The sequence below is a fragment of the Sulfoacidibacillus ferrooxidans genome (genome assembly GCF_022606465.1).
GTDB classification, from domain to species: Bacteria; Bacillota; Bacilli; order Alicyclobacillales; family SLC66; genus Sulfoacidibacillus; species Sulfoacidibacillus ferrooxidans.
Genome location: NZ_JALBUF010000008.1, coordinates 61,486 through 81,802, shown reverse-complemented (window position 1 = coordinate 81,802; position 20,317 = coordinate 61,486). Strand labels below are relative to the sequence as shown.

Here is a 20,317-nt window from a genome sequence, read left to right as displayed (position 1 = left end):
ATATAGTAATGAATAACATGTGTTCACTATATCTGATTAATAGCCACATTTGATGATGATTTTATAATACTAGATATAAGAATATCTTATATCAAATGTGAGTTGGAGGAATGACATGAATCCCTTTGAACCGTGGCGCACTTTGGTTACAGTTGTTGACGAAAAAAGTGTGTCAAAAGCTGCTTTAAAGTTGCGTATATCACAGCCTGCAGTGAGCCAACAGCTCAAACAATTAGAGAATTTATACCGGACACCGCTTTTTATTAGAGGTCATCGTGGACTTAGTTTGACCGAAGCGGGGAGAACCTTATACGAGGAAGCCTTGCAAATTATTATACATATTGATCGTTCGTTTGAACTTGTGGAAAATTGCTCTAATCGATTGGCTGGCACGTTAGCCATTGGTGCAAGTATGACCATTGCGGAATATGTAGTTCCATCTGCATTGAGGCGTTTTCGATCTGTTCGTCCACAAGTAAAGGTCAAATTAACCACAGGAAATACGGATGATATCGGTCGTGGGATTACAGATGGAGACTTACTTTTAGGATTAGTTGAGGCACCTCTGTATGATACGCGACTGATTCAGGAACCCTTTTTAACAGATGAGTTAGGCGTGGTGATCCCCACTTGGCATTCTCTTCGCACAAGAACGAGCGTGGCATTAACTGAACTACAAAATGATCGTTTGTTAATTCGAGAATCTGGATCAGGTACGAGATCTGTTTTTGAAGCTGCTTTAAAGATGGAAGGATTAGATCTGAGAAATTTTTCTATATTTCTTGAAACCAATAATCCACAAACACTAAAATCACTTGTGGAATCAGGTTATGGGATATCCATTATGTCCAAATGGGCTGTTCGAAAAGAATTGAATATGGATCAACTCGCTTTTGTCCCAATTGAATCGAAAGCAGCAGCGCGCAATTTTTCAATTGTATGGCATCAATCTCATAGTGATGATCAATTAGTACAAGCATTTTGTGAGGAATTGCGGCAATTGAATCATGCAGAGTTAGGGTAAGCAATTATGCTATACTCATAGTACATGGATAAATGGGGTGACCAGTACATGGAGAATTCCAAAAAACATAAAGAGCGCAAAGAGCAGTTCACCACTTCTTCAGGCATCGAGGTACAACGAGTATATGACGTAACGGATATCGCTAAGGATGGCAGTTATGAACAAAAATTAGGAAAACCAGGTATGTATCCGTTTACGCGAGGCGTTCAACCGACGATGTATCGTGGACGATTATGGACAATGCGGCAGTATGCAGGTTTTGGAGATGCAAAACAAACGAATGCGCGATTTCGTTATTTATTAGAACAAGGACAAACTGGTCTATCTACAGCATTTGACCTCCCCACTCAAATTGGATATGACTGTGATCATCCATATGCAAGGGGAGAAGTGGGAAAGGTTGGAGTCTCGATATCCTCTCTTGTCGATATGGAAATGTTATTTGACTCGATTCCACTTGATCGTGTCAGTACTTCTATGACTATTAACGCACCTGCATCCGTTCTTTTAGCAATGTACATTGTGGTTGGAGAAAAACAAGGCGTCTCAATGGATAAACTCTCTGGAACGATTCAAAACGATATTTTAAAAGAATATGTTGCACGTGGTACTTATATCTATCCTCCTCAAGCTTCCATGAGGTTAATTACTGATATTTTTTCTTATTGTGCTAACCATGTACCTAATTTTAATACGATTAGTATCAGCGGCTATCATATGCGTGAAGCTGGAAGTACAGCCGTACAAGAGATTGCATTTACGCTTGCTAATGCACGTGCATACGTTGACGCTGCACTAGCTGCAGGTCTTGAAATTGACGATTTTGCTCCTCGTCTCTCTTTCTTTTTTAATGCACATAATCACTTTTTTGAGGAAATAGCAAAATTCCGCGCAGCAAGACGCATATGGGCGCGATTCATGCGCGATGAGTATCATGCGAAAAATCCTAAATCATGGCAACTGCGGTTTCATACTCAAACTGGTGGATCTACACTTACAGCACAACAGCCGGACAATAATATTATTCGGGTAACTCTACAAGCGTTGGCAGCTGTTCTTGGAGGTACGCAAAGTCTTCATACCAATTCTCGTGATGAAGCATTGGCACTTCCAACCGAAGAGTCTGCACGCATAGCCTTGCGTACTCAACAAATTATTGGGTATGAAAGTGGAGTGGCAGACACCGTAGATCCTCTAGGGGGCTCTTATTACGTTGAATCTCTAACAGATGAAATAGAGCGTCAAGCATTGATTTATATGGACAGTATCCAGCAAATGGGCGGGGCTGTACATGCTGTAGAACAAGGGTATATGCAACGTGAAATTCAATCTGCTGCCTATGAGACACAACTTCGGATTGAACATAAGGATGAAGTGGTTATTGGCGTGAATGCCTTTACTGTGGATACAGAAGAAGAACCCATTTTGCATAAAGTAGATCCTCATTTAGAGATCGAGGCGCAAGAGCGTATTCGCGATGTAAGACAAAAAAGGGATGCACAAACGGTTAAGCAAACACTCATTGATTTGAAGGAAGCAGCTTGTGGCACAAAGAATGTCATGCCTTACATTGTGGAGGCCGTTCGTGCCTATGCAACGCTCGGCGAAATTTGTGATGTGTTGCGCGAAGTTTTCGGCGAGTATTCACCTGAACATTTTTAAAATCAATGATGATGGAGGGATTTTGGTGAATCGTCCTATTCGCGTGCTTGTGGCAAAACCAGGGTTAGATGGACACGATCGCGGTGCGTTGATTGTCGCACAGGGTTTGCGTGATGCCGGAATGGAAGTTGTATATACAGGTCTTCGTCAAACAGTTGATCAAATCGTACAAGCAGCTATTCAAGAAGACGTTGATTGTATTGGTTTATCCTCTTTATCTGGTGCACATATGGCGCAGTTCCCAGCGGTTGTCGAGCAACTAAAAAAGCTCGGCATTGAGGACATTCTTGTCATCGGTGGAGGGGTCATCCCACTAGATGATGTAAGGGAATTAAAAAAACAAGGCATTGCAGAGGTATTCACACCAGGCAGTACAATTGCTGATATGGCACAATTCATTAGACTTCACGTAGTAGAAAAAAAGTGGACAGACCCATTTATCCCTCCCACTCAAATTGATCATATCGGTATTGCAGTAAAAGATCTTCAATCAGCATTGGCATTTTACGAAAACACATTAGGTTTCTCAAAGATTCATGAAGAAACGATTGAAGATCAACATGTGCATGCGGTCTTTTTGCAAGTAGGTGAGGTACATATTGAACTGCTCGAATCGACGACAGAGGATGGTCCCATCGCTCGGTTTGTATCCACTAAAGGTGCTGGTATACATCATATTGCCTATCGCGTAACTGATATTGAATCATGGTTGTTACGTGCAAAACAGTCGGGGTATCAATTAATTGATGAAACTCCACGAAATGGCGGGCAACATAAGCGTATTGCATTTTTACATCCTAAGATGACACAAGGTGTATTGACAGAATTCTGCGAGGTTATTGTAGATTAACTATGATTACCATGCTTGATAGGAGTTGTACATATGGATGATAAAGTAACGGAAATGGAAGATAGACGTAGCAAGATAGAACGTGGCGGCGGTGATCGCCGGATATTGGCACAACATGAAAAGGGCAAATATACAGCGCGCGAACGCATTGATCTATTACTTGATCCTGATTCATTTCGAGAGATCGGTGCTTTTATTGAACATCGAAGCTCTAATTTTGGCATGGATCAATTGGAAGCTCCTGCAGAAGGAGTCGTTACTGGTTGGGGAAAAATTGCTGGACGCATCGTGTATATATTTGCTCAGGATTTTACTGTTTTTGGAGGCGCTCTGGGAGAGATGCACGGACAAAAAATTGCGCGCATTATGGATCTTGCAGCTAAAAATGGAGCACCAGTCATTGGCTTAAACGATTCTGGTGGGGCGCGCATTCAAGAAGGGGTCGTCTCTCTAGACGGCTATGGTCATGTTTTTTATCGCAATGCCATTTACAGTGGCGTAGTTCCTCAAATCTCTGTTATTATGGGGCCTTGTGCTGGCGGTGCTGTTTATTCTCCAGCTATTACAGACTTTATCTTTATGGTGAATGGTACAAGTCAAATGTTTATTACTGGACCCAAAGTAATTGAAACGGTGACGGGCGAATCGATTAGTTCTGAAAATCTTGGTGGCGCTAAGGTTCATGCTAGTGTTAGTGGAGTCGCACATTTTGCGACCTCTACAGAAGAAGAAGCATTAGCTGGAGTGCGTCGTCTCTTATCTTTCTTGCCACAAAATCATCGCGATCAACCACCAGTTGGGGAAGTTGATGCAAAACGTGACATTGACGAAGATTTGCTTACGATAGTGCCCACAGATCCAACAAAGCCATACAATGTTCTTGAAGTGATTGAACGCATTGTGGATTTTGGGGATTTCTATGAAGTATCTCCGCAATTTGCGCGCAATGCTGTTGTCGGTTTTGCGAGAATGGATGGGCATCCAATCGGGATTGTCGCCAATCAACCAAAGTATCGGGCTGGAGGATTAGATATAGATTCTTCAGATAAAATCTCGCGCTTTATTCGCTTTTGTGATTCATTTAATATCCCCTTAGTTACTTTTGAAGACGTCACGGGCTTTATTCCAGGTGTTAAGCAAGAGCACGAGGGGATTATTCGTCATGGTGCAAAAATTTTATATGCGTACAGTGAAGCTACTGTACCAAAAATTACGGTCATTATTCGTAAAGCATACGGTGGAGCTTATGTAGCGCTAAATTCAAAAGCAATCGGCGCTGATCTTGTGCTGGCTTGGCCTTCTGCTGAAGTGGCCGTGATGGGGTCAGAAGGGGCCGCTAATATTATTTTTGCTCGTGAAATTAGTCTAAGTAAAGATCCAGAAAGCACGCGTGCTCAAAAAATTGCCGACTATAAACAGCAATTTGCCAATCCATATATTGCTGCTGCAGCTGGAATGGTAGACGACGTGATCGATCCGCGTGAGACACGTATAAAACTACTGGATGCATTAGAATCGTTGCGCTTTAAAGAAGAAGTTCGGCCCCATAAAAAACATGGGAATATACCGCTGTAACAAGGAGATCAGAAAAATGGATGCAGTGTTAACCATCGATCAAGAACGGCTGATTGCAGATTTTATGACGTTGGTATCTATTGGTAGCCATTCGCGTGAAGAAGCCAATGTAGCGGCATATATCAAAGGTGCGGTAGAAGAGCTTGGCTATTCTGTTGAAGAAGATCAGGCTGGAGATGTAGTTGGCGGCAATTCTGGAAACTTGATTGTCAGAGTCCCTGGTCATGCAGATTGGCCGACTGTTTTATTAATGGCACATATGGATACGGTTGCACCAGGACATGGAGTACGTCCTATACGGCACGCAGATCGTATCACAAGTGATGGACGTACAATCTTAGGTGCAGATGATAAAGCGGGAGTAGCAGGATTATTGCATTTGCTTACTATGCTACATGCGACTGGAGAAGATCATCCTCCGCTTGAAGTGGTTTTTACCATATGTGAAGAAGTGGGATTACTAGGTGCTAAGGCATTGGATCGTTCTTCTCTTAAGGCTAACTATGGCTTTGTTTTTGATTCTGGTGGACCGCTTGGATCAGTCGTAACTCACGGTCCTGCACAGGCAAAAATGATGGCCATCGTGCACGGTAAAGCGGCACATGCAGGCATGGCTCCTGAAAAAGGTGTTAGCGCCATTGAAGTAGCAGCTCACGCAATCTCGGAGATGAAACTAGGGCGCATCGATGAGAGGACTACAGCAAATATTGGACAAATAAAAGGTGGGTTTGCCACTAATATTGTGTGCGATGCTGTGGAATTGTACGCTGAGGCACGTAGTTTAGATGATGACCGCTTACAAGCACAGCAAAGTCACATGACTCAAGTGTTAGAACAAACCGCAAAGCGTTATGGAGTACATGCAGATGTTGAATGGACAGCGAGTTATCCTGCATTTGCATTACCTGAAGACTCCTTTTTGAGAAGTATATCAGCAAATGCGATCCATCGCTTGGGACTACCAACAAACTTTGTGCACTCTGGCGGTGGAAGTGATGCCAATGTCATTTCAGGAAAGGGTATCCCTGTAGTTAATTTAGCGATTGGATACCAACAGATCCATACCCTTGAAGAATGGATCGCGCTTGACGATTTAACCGGTTCTGCTCAATTGATGGTAGAATTAATTCGGGCTATTTCCGAATACGAGAATCACGCTTAAATAATGCTTCAGTTTGTCTAGAATTACGCATGGCTGCGATAAGGAAGATGAGTGCCAGACCTGTTCCAATCGCAGCTTCTTTTTCTTGTCTATGCAAGTATGCCTCAAAACTTTCTACTGCAAAAAAAATCATTAAAGAAAACCACGCTAAACGGTTAATGACTCGATGAAAAGTTCGCAAAATAGTGTGGTCGTGTATTTTTTCTAGGCGAAGATGACCAGTTCCAAATTGTTCAAAAGTTGAGCTTACGGCAGATGATAATCGATGTAATGGACTCCATAGACGATAGAGAACACGAATCCAATCGAGTAATCCGCGACTTTGTAAAAACTGTGCCCAGTGAAATGATGAATGATCAGTCTTTGTGTGTTCAGCTTCTGCCGTGTTGTTTTCTTTTGTATTTCCTTTGGCTTTGCGTGATAGATAGGGTTGAATGATGGCTAAGTAGGGGACGGTTGGCTCTATTTCAGTAGATAAACCAGCTACAATTCCTGCAGCACGCCCCAGAAAGGTGAGATGATAAGGGAGCTGCATAGGTTGTTCGTAAACAAATGTTTGTAATGCTATAAGAATGCCTTGAATCATTTCGTTGGTGATGAGATCTGGCGTTTGGTTTTCAAAGTATGGAGTCATTAGTGAGCGCAAAGATTGCAATAAGGCGTGAATATCAGCATCTGGTAGAACGATTACGCCCATCTCTCGTAACGAGTAGAGCATTTGACGTGCATCTTCATCGACAATTGCACGAAGGAAATGACGTAACCCATCACGGTTAGGTTGATCAATGTGGCCCATCATGCCAAAATCTAAAAAAATAAGCTGTCCTTTCTCATCAATCCATACATTACCTGCATGTGGATCTGCGTGAAAAAACCCATCGTACATTACTTGTGCTAGAAAGGCTTCTATAAATCGTTTTGCAACGTCTCCTGGATCGATGTTGTGTTCTTCCATGAAGGTTAGATCATTGATCTTTGCACCTACCATATATTCCATCACTAATACATGTTTCCGAGTCAACTGTGCAAATAGTCTAGGGACTTTTATGCCTGTTCGCTGAGCGAAAAAATGTGTAAATTGTTCGAGATGAGCAGCTTCGATGTGATAGTCTAACTCTTCAAACGTCGTGCGTTGCACCTCATCATAGATCGCATATAAATCGATCCGATCTCGTAACGGAGCACTTTTTTGTATGATAGAAATCACGATGCGTATGGCCAGTAGATCAGTGCGGATCATACGCGCTATATGAGGTCGTTGTACTTTAATGGCCACACATTCACCTGATGATAAAATTCCTTTATGTACTTGACCTAGCGATGCTGCAGCTATAGGTGTTTGTTCAATTGTTTGAAAATAGGTGGATAAATCTCCATCATAGGATTGAACGAGTTGTTGTTGGATCACTGGGAATGCTACAGGAGTGATGCGATCTTGTAATTGTTCTAATTCCTCAATACACGATTGGGGTAATAAATCGGCACGAGAACTAAGAAACTGCCCAAGTTTGATCATCATACCTTCTAGCTCAAGCGCAGTCTTTCGAAACTCTTTCGCTTGTGCGCGCCACAGTTTATCCCATACATGCTTTGGAAGTGGTCGATGTTGACGACGTTCTTTCCGTAACAGGCGATGAATTTGCCAGAAAAATACTAGGCTCATCACAATGATTCGCATCATACGATAAACCCGATTTTGCGATTTATTGTGCCACATATTCACGAATCACAAACGAATGGACGCGTTTTGCTATCGTGCGTTCGGCAAGAACACCAGCCAATGTTGCATCTGGATAACTCTGTAATATACGGATCCAATGTCGCACTTCATGGGCTCGACCTGAGACTGCAAACTTGTTCTTATGATAAAATACTTTCACTAAGATATCCCCCTTAACTCACACAGGTTGCTCCATGTTTCTTATGTCTTGGAGGTGGAAAATATGAATGAACAACTACATGAGACTCAAACTGCAACAAAAGAAATTTTCCGCGGTAAGATGATTAGTCTACGCGTGGACACTGTAACATTACCAAATGGCAAGACAACCACTCGAGAAGTGGTAGAGCATCCCGGAGCGGTAGCCATCGTTGCACTGCCTACAAGTGATGAAGTGTTGCTTGTTCACCAATTTAGGTATGCAACAGGACAAGTGTCCATTGAATTGCCAGCTGGTAAACTTGAACCAAATGAGCAACCAGATCAAGCAGCGATTAGGGAGTTACAAGAAGAAACTGGCTATCATACATCCACAATTGCTCCTGTTATGCAATTTTTTTCAACTCCAGGCTTTTCTGATGAACGGATGTATCTCTATGTTGCAAAAGATCTTACAAGTGGAGAACAACAGCTAGATGAAGATGAATTTGTTTCCTGTACTCGTGCAAACAAAATGAAGGTCAAAGAAATGATTGCACAAGGAGATATCACTGATGCTAAAACGTTAGTCGGTTTACTATGGTGGTTACAACAATCATGATTGCTGCTAAGCCATCTCTTACACAGTATTATGTTGATGGGCACATTCATATAGGGAGAGCAAACGGCGGCGAACCGATTAAAATTTCTGCGGCACCTTCTCTTACCTTGACCCAGGTCATTCATATAGCGATGGAAGAAAAGGGCATTCAGATGATCGGTTTAATAGATGCAGTTGCCACACCGGTATTGCGTGATATTGAAGAGATGCTAGCAAGTAATCACCTTAGGCCCTTACAAGCAGGTGGATTACAAGCACAAAATGGATTAACCATTCTCTTAGGTGGGGAAATAGAGGTGCGCGGTCCAACGGGAGGGGCGGCTCATTTTGGTGTATTTGTGCCACATATAGAAGAACTAAGGGAGCTTGCACAGTGGCTTTCTAAAGAACAGACGAACTCTTCTTTATCATCACAACGAGTAAAATATGCAAACGCAAACGAACTAGGGGCATTCATCTATGACCTAAAAGGTATTCTTATGGTCAATCATGCATTTACACCACACAAAGGTCTTTATGGTAATTGTGTCGCCCATTTAGCAGATATGATCGATCCAAAGTATGTTACAGCGATAGAGTTAGGATTATCGTCAGACACAGAAATGGCTGATTATTTATCAGAACTGAGTGAGTTCACTTTTGTTACTAATAGTGATGCGCATTCTTTACCGCGCATCGCTCGTGAATATCATGTAGCAGCATTAGGTGCTCCGACGTTTGGTGACTATCAAGCTGCACTCCTGCGAGAGGGCGAGGGGAGTATAGTGAAAAATATCGGATTATTCCCTGATCTAGGTAAATACCACCTAACTGCTTGTGCGATTTGTCATGCTCCCATAACGAATGAGGGGGCACCCTGTACATCGTGTGGAGCTACCCGAACAATCCCTGGTGTTGCCAACCGTTTGCATGAGATTGCAGATCGTTCGCATTCGGTATCTCCTGCGCATAGGCCACCCTATATTCACCAGGTACCTCTTGCATTTATACCTGGAATTGGATCTAAGCTCATCAACAAATTACTCGATCATTTTGGAACGGAAATGAACATTTTAAATGAAGTGCCGAAAAATGATTTAGCAAAGGTCATCGGTGATCGGTTAGCAGACTTAGTGATCAAAGCGCGTTTTGGTGAATTGTCCTTTGAAGCAGGGCACGGTGGGCGCTATGGCAAAATTCTTATCGTGCAAAACAGCTAGTACTTTTCTCAGTCGTCCTAATCGGAATGGCCCTGTCATAATCTAAATGACAGGGGGGAAGTCCCATGTTTGTTCGCAAAGCGCATAGTTTTAAGACATCATATACTTTGCGGCCTCTCTTTACAGAGGGTATGCATTTACTCGTATTTATGTCTGTCCTTTATGCAGTTGGATTTGTTATTGGATTGGTTATCTATTATTCATTTCCAACGTCACTTCAAAACGGTTTCATTGTAAGAATTCACGAGGCCATTGTATCTCTACTGACTGGCAGTACAGTACCTCATGTAGTGATTACAGAGAGTACAGTAGAGCTATTACTACTTTTTTTTCTGTGGATTTTTGCGCAAACAAGTGTGGGTACACCATTTATTGTGGGCCTTCTTTTCTTGCGAGCAGTTAGTGCAGGACTCACTTTTTTAGCTATTATGGTCGCTTTTGGTCTGCGTGGATTTGGATTTGATTTGCTTGCAATAGCGCCATCGAATATACTCACAGGTGGGAGCTTTATATTAGCTGCTACAGTCGGTTTGCTATTGATCCGTCATTCGAGAAAAGGCGGGAAATCAACATTTGGTTACCCTGTATGGGTCGCTTATCACGGAGCTGTATTGGTTGCCGCAGTGGTTCTCCTCTGTTCAGGAAAATTAGAAACAGCAGCCACGATGCATGCCTTGGGATGGCTTGCCTTATCACCAGGAAGATAATCAAGCAAAGGCTGGGTTGAACGTGGAACAGAAGCGCTTTACTGTTATTAATGATTCATTTGTTTGTCGCGTGTGTCAAACAGAAGTTCTGCCATTGCATAAAGGGTGTCGTAATCATTGCCCACATTGTCTTCACAGTGTGCATGTGGACAAGTTCCCAGGAGATCGGGCGGCAAACTGCGAGGGGATCATGATTCCTGTACGTATATTTATGCATAGTAAAAAAGGCTATATGGTAGAACATCAGTGTGAACACTGTGGATACCGCTCAGTCAATAAATTGGCGCTTGAAGATGCCACCCAACCTGACGAAATGCACACTGTATTAGAATTGGTCAGGAAAAGTGCACATTAAGCTGTCCATAGCAAGAAGTAGGATAGTTATTCATTAGGGAGGTTTTTTCTGTGTTTATCGGGGTACCGAAAGAAATTAAGGATAATGAAAATCGCGTAGCCATGACACCGGCGGGTGTTCGTTCACTCATTTCGGCTGGGCATACGGTCATAGTTGAAACAAGTGCAGGAGTGGGAAGTGGGTTTCTTGATGACGACTATCGGCAAGCTGGTGCACAGCTTGGAGCAACTGCAGCCGATGTATGGAATACCGTTGATATGATCATGAAAGTAAAGGAACCTCTACCAAGTGAATATCGCTATTTTCGGGAAAATTTAATCCTATTCACCTATCTCCATCTTGCACCGGAATATGAACTCACACAAGCATTGATGAATAGCGGCATTGTTGCTGTTGCGTATGAAACGATTCAACTCCCAGATCGCTCTTTGCCGTTACTTATGCCTATGAGCGAAGTCGCAGGAAGAATGTCCGTTCAAATCGGTGCACATTTCCTAGAACATTCAGCGGGTGGAAAAGGAATTGTATTGGGTGGAGTACCTGGTGTCATGCCTGGACAAGTAGTGATTGTTGGTGGGGGCATCGTCGGTATCAATGCAGCCAAAATGGCCATGGGTACAGGGGCTGATGTAACTATTTTAGATGTGAATGCAGATCGCTTGCGCCAGCTTGACGATTTATTTGCAGGGCGCGTTCGTACACTCATGTCGAATGAATACAACCTTGAATTAGCTGTTCAGTCTGCAGATCTACTTGTAGGTGCAGTGCTGATTCCAGGATCACGCGCACCAAAACTGGTTACTGAACAGATGGTTGAAAAAATGTCGCGCGGTTCAGTCATTGTAGACGTAGCAATCGATCAAGGTGGGTCCATTGAGACCATTGATCATGTAACTACGCATAGCCATCCTACATATGAAAAGCATGGTGTGATACATTATGCAGTGGCTAATATGCCAGGTGCAGTTCCGCGTACGTCGACACTTGCCTTAACCAATGTAACATTGCCTTATGCATTGCAACTCGCCAATAAAGGGTATGTTGCCGCAGTGTCTGATAATCCAGCACTTGCAAAAGGGGTTAATGTCCTAAAAGGTCGTGTCACATATGAAGCGGTGGCACAGGGACTACATCTAGAATATACTCCTCTCGATCAAGTACTTGTCGGTTAATATAGGGACAACTTGTCATGTTTATGGTTTCCCCCGCATACATCATTGCATGCGGGGGAGGATTCATATGAAAAATGCTTACGTTGGTTTAGTGTTTTTGATTTGTACTTATGCACTATATTTAATGTCCTCACATGTACATGCTATGTTTTTATACGATTTGTCTAGTTCTGCAACAATACCTCCTTTATGGCGACATATTGCAGCTTACGTTCTAGGTGGGCCGTAATCAACATTTTAAATGCATAAAGCAGCATGGAAGGGAGGTTCTAGGACATTGGATCCCCAAATTACGCTGTTTATTCAATACATCATGGTAGAACGCGGATTGTCCTCCAATACTGTTCATGCCTATCAGACAGACTTAGTTGCGTTTAGTAAATTTTTAGAGGAACGTCATATCCAAGAGTTTAGTGAAGTTGATCGCACACTTCTCGTTTTATACCTTCAAAATTTGCGTATTCAAAAACGGGCAGCAGCTACCATTGCACGAAATGTAGCTAGTTTACGCGCCTTATTTGAATTTCTTGCACGCGAGAGATACCTTACGTCTAATCCAGCGTATGATCTAGAATCTCCAAAAACTGCGAAACGTTTGCCGCATAGTCTGACATTAGAAGAGGTAGAACATTTACTTGCTGCTCCAGATACACACCAACCATTAGGATTACGCGATAAAGCAATGCTTGAACTTTTATATGCCACAGGTCTTCGAGTGTCTGAACTCATTACTCTTCGTGTATTCGATGTGAACTTATCCGCTTCTTTTATTCAATGCTTTGGAAAGGGTGCAAAAGAACGGATTATTCCATTGGGAAGTTTAGCTCGTCACGCCATTGACACCTATATACTTACTGCACGTACACATATGTTACGAGATCCACAAGAAAGCGCACTTTTTGTCAATCATTTAGGTGATCCGCTCACCCGTCAAGGTTTTTGGAAAATCATTAAAAAATACGCTAACATTGCAGGTATTCAATCTGAACTAACTCCACACACACTACGCCATTCGTTTGCAACTCATTTATTAGAACATGGAGCAGATCTGCGTGCAGTACAAGAGATGCTTGGACATGCAGACATTTCAACTACGCAAATCTATACGCATGTAACGCGATCACGCTTACAGGATGTTTATCATAACAGCCATCCGCGCGCCTAATGATTGATAACACGAATATATGAGGTGAATCATATGGGAAGAGTGATACTTATTGTTTTAGATTCTGTTGGGATAGGACATGCTCCTGATGCTGCAGCCTATGGGGATGTGGGATCCAATACGATTGGTCATGTAGCAAAAGTGTTAGGTGGGCTACATGTTCCTCACTTGGCATCGTTAGGGTTAGGCAAAATCACTGAAATTGAAGGTGTTTCTACTACTGATGTACACGGTGCATACGGCATGATGGCACCACAGTCAGCTGGGAAAGATACTACAAATGGTCATATGGAATTTGTCGGGGTCACCCTGCGAGAACCTCTTCCCACCTATCCAAATGGATTTCCCAAAGAAATTATGGAACCTTTTGAACACAGGATTGGTAGAAAGACACTGGGTAATTACCCATCTAGCGGAACGGTTATCTTGGACGAATTAGGAGAAGAGCATCTAAATACAGGATTTCCTATTGTATATACTTCAGGAGACAGTGTATTTCAACTAGCTGCACATGAAGATGTTATCTCCGTTTCACAATTATACGAAATGTGTGCAGTAGCTCGATCGCTACTCGTTGGTGAACATGCAGTAGGGCGTGTCATCGCGCGGCCTTTTACTGGGACTGTAGGTCACTTTGCGCGAACAGCTAATCGTCGCGATTTTTCACGTGATTTTGGACCGACCTTGTTAACGCACCTCACAGATCAGCAAATTCCCGTTATCGGAATTGGTAAAATTGAAGATATTTATGGCGGACAAGGGATTACGCGCGGTATTCATACGCAAGGGAACGACGATGGAATCAATCAGACCTTGACGGCAATGGAGGAAATTGAAGGGCCTGCATTTATTTTTACCAACCTTGTTGATTTTGACATGCTTTATGGGCATCGCAATGACCCGCTAGGATTTGGACGTGCTATTGAAGCGTTTGATCGCCGTCTGCCAGAACTATTACAACGGCTACAACCAGATGATATCCTCTTGATTTCTGCGGATCACGGATGTGATCCTACTACACCTTCCACGGATCATAGTAGAGAATGCGTTCCGATTATAGGATATTATCCTGGAATGATGACAAGCGAAAATATGGGCACCCGTTCAACTTATGCCGACATCGGAGCTACTATTGCTGATTTTTTTAACGTGGAGTGGTCCATCGGTACGAGCTTTTATGAACATTTAAGGAGGAATTAAGGTGCGTCCATCTGAATATATAGCGGTAAAACGCGATGGTCATGAATTGACACGTGAGCAAATTACTACGTGGATCCATAGCTACACCAAAGGAGAGATTGCAGATTACCAAATGGCCGCTTGGTTAATGGCTGTTTATTTAAAGGGTATGACTGCAAAAGAAACGAGTGCTCTTACAGATGCGATGATCAGTAGCGGTGAGTCCCTGGATCTATCTGCTTTTGGACATCTGACAAGCGACAAGCATAGCACAGGAGGCGTGGGCGATAAAACGTCTCTTATTTTAGGTCCATTGGCTGCTGCATGCGGAATAAAAGTGGCTAAAATGTCAGGGCGTGGATTATCCCACACAGGTGGTACCATTGATAAACTAGAAGCGATTGAACATCTGAAAACTGGGCTAACGACGACTGAACTGCTGAAACAAGTGGAGGATATCGGTATTGTCATTTGTGGTCAAACAGGCGATCTTGCACCTGCAGATAAATTGCTCTATGCGTTGCGTGATGTCACTGCCACAGTAGACTCACTTCCGCTCATCGCGGCTTCTATAATGAGTAAAAAAATTGCAGCAGGTGCACATAACATCGTTCTCGATGTAAAGGTGGGAGAAGGTGCCTTTATGAAAACGATCGATGAGGCTATATCTCTTGCATCTATGATGGTTGCTATTGGCAGTGATTTGGGCCGAAACGTGGTGGCTTATATTACCGATATGAACGAGCCACTTGGACGGACGATTGGCAACGCTGTAGAAGTACAAGAAGCGGTAGAAACGCTTAAGGGTCAGGGGCCCAAAGACCTAACGGATGTGTGCATTGTCCTTGCAACAGAAATGGTACATTTAGCAAAACAGATCCCAGTTGAACAAGCACATCAAGAAGTTACAGAAGCATTGGCGTCTGGCCGTGCACTTCATCTATTTCAGCAGATGGTTCAAGCTCAAGAGGGGATATGGGATGAACAACGGAACGGTCCTAAGATGCAAAGTGCACCAGTTGAGATGCAAGTTTTATCACGAGTTGATGGCTATGTCGATACGATTCATGCTCTTCAATTAGGTACCATAGCAATGGAACTCGGTGCTGGACGTGTTCGCAAAGAAGATGCGATCGATCCATCAGTAGGGATCGTTTTGCAAAAACAAAAAGGTGAGTTATGTAAAATAGGAGAACCACTAGCTACAATTTTTGCACGCTCCAAGGAAGACGCTAAACGCGCTGCACAAGAGATCGTAAAAGCCATTGATATTTCTACGTCGATGCCGAAATTACTTCCTCATTATTACGCAAAGGTCAGTCCATCCGGTGTCGAACGAATATCGTAAAGATAGTCAGTTTTACAATACTTTTCGCATAGAGAGTGCATCGTTCGCGCACACTATTCCTCATCAGATTGTGTTTATGTGATGAGGAGGCGATGTCGTTGTGGATGTCTAAGCTACAGCGCATACCCAAGCAGTTTAAGTTAGCCGCTTTGACTTGCTTAATAAGTAGTGCATCTATGATGCCCGTTTTGCCTGTACAAGCGGCAACAGATGTAGTACTAGCGCAGCAAGCGAAAGCTGCGATTCTGATGGATGCAACCACAGGATCAATTTTATTTGCTAAAAATGAGCACCAGCGGTTACCAATTGCAAGTGTCACAAAAGTGATGACCATGTTGTTAGTTTTTGATGCCATTGATCGTGGGCAACTTCATTTAACCGATCGCATCAGAACTTCAGATTATGCTGCAAGCATGGGCGGTTCCCAAATTTTTTTAAAACCGGGCGAACAAATGACGTTACGCGACATGCTAAAAGGCATAGCTATTAGTTCTGCTAATGATGCAGCTGTTGCAGTAGGCGAACATCTTGCTGGATCTGAAGAGAACTTTGTTCGTCTTATGAATGCGAGAGTGCAAAGTTTGCACTTAAAGGATACTCATTTTGCGAATGCCAATGGCTTGCCAGTAGCCAATCATTACGCATCCGCCTATGATCTGGCTATCATCTCAAGAGAATTGATGCATCATGAGCAAGTGACAAAGTTTACTGGTGTGTATAGTGATCATCTTCGAGAACATTCGGAAAATCCTTTTTGGTTAGTAAATACGAATAAATTGATTCGTTTTTATCAAGGAATGGATGGGATTAAGACAGGATATACGGCAGAGGCAAAATACTGTTTAGCAGCTTCTGCAAAACGCAATCAATTTCGGGTCATTGCTGTAGTATTAGGTGAACCAACAGCCCCGATTAGAAATGCAGAAGTGACAGGTATGATGAATTATGCTTTTAGTCATTATGATGTAAAGCCTATCTATGGAAAAGGGCAAGTGGTAGCACTCGCTCCTGTATTGCGTGGACAACTTCAAGCAGTCGGTGTAGCTCCCGTTTCACCTGTAGGAATTTTAGTAAGTAAAATGGATCACTCGATTACAGGAACCATCAAAAAGGAATTCGTTCCTCTTGTTGCACCTGTTAAAAAAGGACAATTGGCAGGAACTATTAAAATTATAAGTAATGATAAGATCGTGGCATCGATTCCCTTGGTAACAGTTTCTGAAATAGAGAAAGTATCGTTCATTGAGATGCTGGGTAGATCCATGCATTCACTCTTTTTGCTTGGACGTTAAACTATGACTGACATGGCAAGTCGAGTCTGTTCAGAGATAGCCGTGAGTGCAAGTGCGTGCTCACGGCTAATGATGGCCATTCGTGTATCACCTAATTTTTGATAAATCGTCTCTAATTCTTTATGTATTTGTATAGAAGTCATATGAATGTGATGTTCGGATAGTATATGTAACGACTCTCGATACATAGTGATTGCTTCATGATGAGATCCTTGTGCATATGCTATTTGACCTTTCAAACGAAGACATTGAGCGTGTTGTAACGTTCCTTTTTCAAGAAGCACTTCTGCGCGTTCAAGACTCCTACTGGCATCCTCGAATTGTAATAGTGAAAATTCACATGTTGCGCGCTCGATCCACGCTTGAGAGAGACCATCGTTAATCCCTAGTTCATAAAACTCAGAGAGAACGGGTATGATTGCATACAATGAATCTTCAAATTTCCCTAGTTCCCGTAATATCATTGCGTAATTTAATTTGGCATCAAGTGATTGTACTTCTAAGTCTAAACTTTGATAATAGGTAATGGCTAATGTAGACATGTGTAATGCTTTTTCTGATAGGCCTAAATCAGCATAAATCACTGACAACATATTGCAAGTCTCTGCTAAGTGTTCTTTATCATCAATGGATTGTAATTGCTGATATGAATCTTGTGCATAATATAATGCCTTTTCTGCATGACCAGAACGGTATAAAATAATACACATCGTTTTTCTTAAGTCATATATGGATAAATAGGTTATATGTTGTTGTTCAGATAAATAATAAATTGCTTTTTTATAACAATATAAAGCAAGCGGCAATCTACCTAATTCTACGTATAAGTCTCCTTGTCTAGTCATACACAGTGCACCAATATGAGGGTCCTTTTGAATCACTGCCTCCACTTCAACATCTGCATATAAATCAATAGCTTCATCATAGTGATGGACAAGTTGCTTTGCGTATGCTAACTCCAAGTATAGTTCAGAGGATTTTATGTATCTATTAGAAGTTTGCTCCAATTGCTGTAAGAGTGCTAGAGCGATCTCTCCCTTTTTTTTCTGAAGAAATTCTCTGGCTTCTTTCATGATTTGTAGTTGTAAATTCCGCGATTCCAGATCACTTATGAGGTCTTGTGGCTTTATCCCTAGCTGCTCTGCAAGCAACTGAATGACACGAAAAGAGGGAGCAACACGATCTGATTCAATCTGGCTAATTAATCCTGCAGTAATTTCTCCACGCGTTAGTTCTCCTTGTGTCAATCCTCTTTCGATTCGTAATGCGCGAATTTTTGCTCCAAGTGTTCGCGGTAAACTAGATTCCACTATCATTCTCCTTTCATACAACTTTAATATACCATGGTTGTGGCTTTATGGGTACTTCTAAATGGATCCGCTTAAAACGTTGTCGAATTTTCGGGTATTTCAACTAGTTTTGTCGACAGGCAGGAGACTTTCCTTTGATACGCGAACTGATATAACAAGAAGGCTCTTACAATGAGGCTGCAGTTTCCAGGAAGGAGCTTGCAAAGATGAAGGTACAAATTGAAACCTTAAATCGTGGATCCATGATGATTGCCACACTTCATGGCGAACTGGATCATCATGCGGCTGAACATGTAAGGGGGACACTGGACCGAGAGATCGATGCTACAAAAACTAAGTATCTCATTCTTGATTTACGAGGTGTCACATTTATGGATAGTTCAGGTCTAGGGGTGATTTTAGGACGCTATAAAAAATTACATAGCCAATCAGGAGAGCTGATTATTACTTCATTGTCAAAACCCATTGAAAGACTTTTTGAAATGTCTGGTTTACACAAAATCGTGAAGATCTATAAGGATCGTGCCACTGCAATTCAAGCTTTAAAGGAGGTAGCAAAGTGAATTCTACTAATTTCATGTCTATGACCTTTCGTGCGCTCTCAGAAAATGAGGCATTTGCACGAGTTGCTGTAGCTGCCTTTGTTGCTCAAATGAATCCTACAATGGATGAATTGACTGAAATAAAGACAGTGGTATCAGAAGCAGTAACAAACTGTATTATTCATGGCTATGGAGAAAAAGATGGAGACATCTATTTGCATTGTAAAATCATGGGTGATAGTATAGAGCTAGTGGTGGAAGATCATGGGGTGGGTATTGAAGATATAGATGTAGTCCGAGAGCCCCTTTATACATCTCGACCTGAGCTTGAACGTTCAGGCATGGGCTTTACCATCATGGAATCTTTTGTCGATGAATTTGATGTAGAGTCTGTGGTAGGCCGTGGTACGATGTTGCGTTTTATCAAGCGCATTCGCACGCCCCAGAGCGCTACCCATCATGAGGTGTAGGAACAATGAATCATGGAGTAGCTCGCGATTACCCAAAGTTATCGGACGATCGCGTGCGTGCGCTTATCCAAGCTAGTCAAGAAGGAGATGCATCCGCACGCGACGAGTTAGTCGTTAGTAACCAACGCTTGGTTTGGGCAGTTGTTCAGCGTTTTCTTGGGCGCGGATATGAACCTGACGATCTTTTCCAGATTGGTTGCATAGGATTAATGAAAGCTGTAGATAAGTTTGACTTACATTACGATGTAAAATTTTCAACTTATGCCGTTCCTATGATTATTGGGGAGATTCAGCGTTTCTTACGCGATGATAACACAGTAAAAGTGAGTCGTTCGCTAAAAGAATTAGCCAGGCATATTAGACGTAAACGAGATGATCTTGCAAAAGAACTAGGTCGGCAACCTCAAATCAATGAAATAGCTGATGCTCTTGGCATTGAACCTGCAGAAGTAGTATTAGCACAAGAAGCGATGCGGGTACCGGCCTCTATCCATGAAACAGTGTTTGAAAACGAGGGCGATCCCATTTATTTGATGGATCAAATAGCTGATGCAGAGCAAGATAAATGGTTTGATAAACTAGCTTTGCACGATGCTTTATCACGGCTTCCAGAACGAGAAAGATTGATTGTCTATATGAGATTTTTTAAAGACAAAACTCAGTCTGAAGTTGCTGATATGCTGCATATCTCTCAAGTGCAAGTATCGCGTTTAGAAAAGCGAATTTTGCATAGCATTAGAGAGACTTTGTTGACGGATGAAAATCTCTAATTGGTCTAAGACGTAAGACCGATCATATTTTGACCCCATTTGGAAACCATAAGGG

At 42.4% G+C, this 20,317-nt stretch carries 21 protein-coding genes; 18 read left to right on the top strand and 3 right to left on the bottom strand.

The annotated features are described in order from the left end of the window. Window positions 1-115: 115 nt before the first annotated feature. From MM817_RS11960 to MM817_RS11940, 5 genes are read left to right on the top strand one after another with little or no spacing between them, the layout of a single operon-like run. Window positions 116-1,024, top strand: a complete 909-nt coding sequence (locus MM817_RS11960; protein ID WP_241715404.1) for a LysR family transcriptional regulator — start codon at window positions 116-118, stop codon at window positions 1,022-1,024. Window positions 1,025-1,072: 48 nt separating this feature from the next. Next, window positions 1,073-2,686, top strand: coding sequence for an acyl-CoA mutase large subunit family protein (locus MM817_RS11955; protein WP_241715402.1), 1,614 nt, complete (start codon window positions 1,073-1,075; stop codon window positions 2,684-2,686). A gap of 25 nt (window positions 2,687-2,711) precedes the next feature. Continuing rightward, window positions 2,712-3,536, top strand: a complete 825-nt coding sequence (mce, locus tag MM817_RS11950) for a methylmalonyl-CoA epimerase (protein ID WP_241715401.1) — start codon at window positions 2,712-2,714, stop codon at window positions 3,534-3,536. A gap of 33 nt (window positions 3,537-3,569) precedes the next feature. Beyond that, window positions 3,570-5,111 (top strand): acyl-CoA carboxylase subunit beta, encoded by a 1,542-nt coding sequence (locus MM817_RS11945; protein ID WP_241715399.1) that lies wholly within the window; start codon window positions 3,570-3,572, stop codon window positions 5,109-5,111. Between the two features lie 16 nt (window positions 5,112-5,127). Continuing rightward, a complete protein-coding gene (locus MM817_RS11940) occupies window positions 5,128-6,273 on the top strand; it encodes a M20/M25/M40 family metallo-hydrolase (protein ID WP_241715397.1) in 1,146 nt (381 codons plus the stop codon). On the opposite strand, the gene MM817_RS11935 is transcribed toward MM817_RS11940, so the two are convergent. After that, window positions 6,245-7,954 (bottom strand): ABC1 kinase family protein, encoded by a 1,710-nt coding sequence (locus MM817_RS11935; protein ID WP_241715395.1) that lies wholly within the window; start codon window positions 7,952-7,954, stop codon window positions 6,245-6,247. The two genes, MM817_RS11940 and MM817_RS11935, sit on opposite strands and share 29 nt — an antisense overlap. A gap of 22 nt (window positions 7,955-7,976) precedes the next feature. Further along, window positions 7,977-8,153, bottom strand: coding sequence for a hypothetical protein (locus MM817_RS11930; RefSeq protein WP_241715392.1), 177 nt, complete (start codon window positions 8,151-8,153; stop codon window positions 7,977-7,979). Between the two features lie 63 nt (window positions 8,154-8,216). Between MM817_RS11930 and MM817_RS11925 the strand changes: the two genes are divergently transcribed. The 10 genes from MM817_RS11925 (at window position 8,217) to MM817_RS11880 (ending at window position 17,170) form a co-directional block, all read left to right on the top strand. Then, window positions 8,217-8,753, top strand: a complete 537-nt coding sequence (locus MM817_RS11925) for an NUDIX hydrolase (protein ID WP_241715390.1) — start codon at window positions 8,217-8,219, stop codon at window positions 8,751-8,753. Beyond that, window positions 8,750-9,952, top strand: a complete 1,203-nt coding sequence (locus MM817_RS11920; RefSeq protein ID WP_241715388.1) for an endonuclease Q family protein — start codon at window positions 8,750-8,752, stop codon at window positions 9,950-9,952. The genes MM817_RS11925 and MM817_RS11920 overlap by 4 nt, the downstream gene beginning before the upstream one ends. Before the next feature lie 65 nt (window positions 9,953-10,017). Further along, complete coding sequence (locus MM817_RS11915; protein ID WP_241715386.1) at window positions 10,018-10,659, top strand: stage II sporulation protein M; 642 nt, start codon at window positions 10,018-10,020, stop codon at window positions 10,657-10,659. Window positions 10,660-10,681: 22 nt separating this feature from the next. Continuing rightward, window positions 10,682-11,014: an RNHCP domain-containing protein gene (locus tag MM817_RS11910; protein ID WP_241715385.1), complete on the top strand. Its 333-nt coding sequence runs from the start codon at window positions 10,682-10,684 to the stop codon at window positions 11,012-11,014. A gap of 50 nt (window positions 11,015-11,064) precedes the next feature. Further along, window positions 11,065-12,186 (top strand): alanine dehydrogenase, encoded by a 1,122-nt coding sequence (ald, locus tag MM817_RS11905; RefSeq protein ID WP_241715383.1) that lies wholly within the window; start codon window positions 11,065-11,067, stop codon window positions 12,184-12,186. Between the two features lie 67 nt (window positions 12,187-12,253). Further along, window positions 12,254-12,415, top strand: a complete 162-nt coding sequence (locus tag MM817_RS11900) for a hypothetical protein (RefSeq protein WP_241715381.1) — start codon at window positions 12,254-12,256, stop codon at window positions 12,413-12,415. A gap of 48 nt (window positions 12,416-12,463) precedes the next feature. Next, window positions 12,464-13,351, top strand: coding sequence for a site-specific tyrosine recombinase XerD (gene xerD / locus MM817_RS11895; protein WP_241715379.1), 888 nt, complete (start codon window positions 12,464-12,466; stop codon window positions 13,349-13,351). A gap of 33 nt (window positions 13,352-13,384) precedes the next feature. Beyond that, window positions 13,385-14,551 carry a phosphopentomutase gene (locus MM817_RS11890; RefSeq protein ID WP_241715377.1) on the top strand — a complete coding sequence of 389 codons (1,167 nt, stop codon included), beginning with the start codon at window positions 13,385-13,387 and terminating at the stop codon, window positions 14,549-14,551. 1 nt (window position 14,552) lies between these two features. Next, window positions 14,553-15,878 (top strand): thymidine phosphorylase, encoded by a 1,326-nt coding sequence (locus MM817_RS11885; RefSeq protein WP_241715366.1) that lies wholly within the window; start codon window positions 14,553-14,555, stop codon window positions 15,876-15,878. 92 nt (window positions 15,879-15,970) lie between these two features. Beyond that, window positions 15,971-17,170, top strand: coding sequence for a D-alanyl-D-alanine carboxypeptidase family protein (locus tag MM817_RS11880; protein ID WP_419723389.1), 1,200 nt, complete (start codon window positions 15,971-15,973; stop codon window positions 17,168-17,170). On the opposite strand, the gene MM817_RS11875 is transcribed toward MM817_RS11880, so the two are convergent. Next, window positions 17,167-18,480, bottom strand: coding sequence for a helix-turn-helix domain-containing protein (locus MM817_RS11875; protein ID WP_241715363.1), 1,314 nt, complete (start codon window positions 18,478-18,480; stop codon window positions 17,167-17,169). The two genes, MM817_RS11880 and MM817_RS11875, sit on opposite strands and share 4 nt — an antisense overlap. A gap of 206 nt (window positions 18,481-18,686) precedes the next feature. Between MM817_RS11875 and spoIIAA the strand changes: the two genes are divergently transcribed. The 3 genes from spoIIAA to sigF are packed head-to-tail and all read left to right on the top strand — an operon-like array spanning window position 18,687 to window position 20,262. Then, window positions 18,687-19,043: an anti-sigma F factor antagonist gene (gene spoIIAA, locus MM817_RS11870; RefSeq protein WP_241715361.1), complete on the top strand. Its 357-nt coding sequence runs from the start codon at window positions 18,687-18,689 to the stop codon at window positions 19,041-19,043. Window positions 19,044-19,057: 14 nt separating this feature from the next. Continuing rightward, window positions 19,058-19,492 (top strand): anti-sigma F factor, encoded by a 435-nt coding sequence (gene spoIIAB / locus MM817_RS11865; protein ID WP_241715476.1) that lies wholly within the window; start codon window positions 19,058-19,060, stop codon window positions 19,490-19,492. Between the two features lie 5 nt (window positions 19,493-19,497). Then, a complete protein-coding gene (gene sigF / locus MM817_RS11860; protein ID WP_241715359.1) occupies window positions 19,498-20,262 on the top strand; it encodes an RNA polymerase sporulation sigma factor SigF in 765 nt (254 codons plus the stop codon). Window positions 20,263-20,317: the final 55 nt, after the last annotated feature.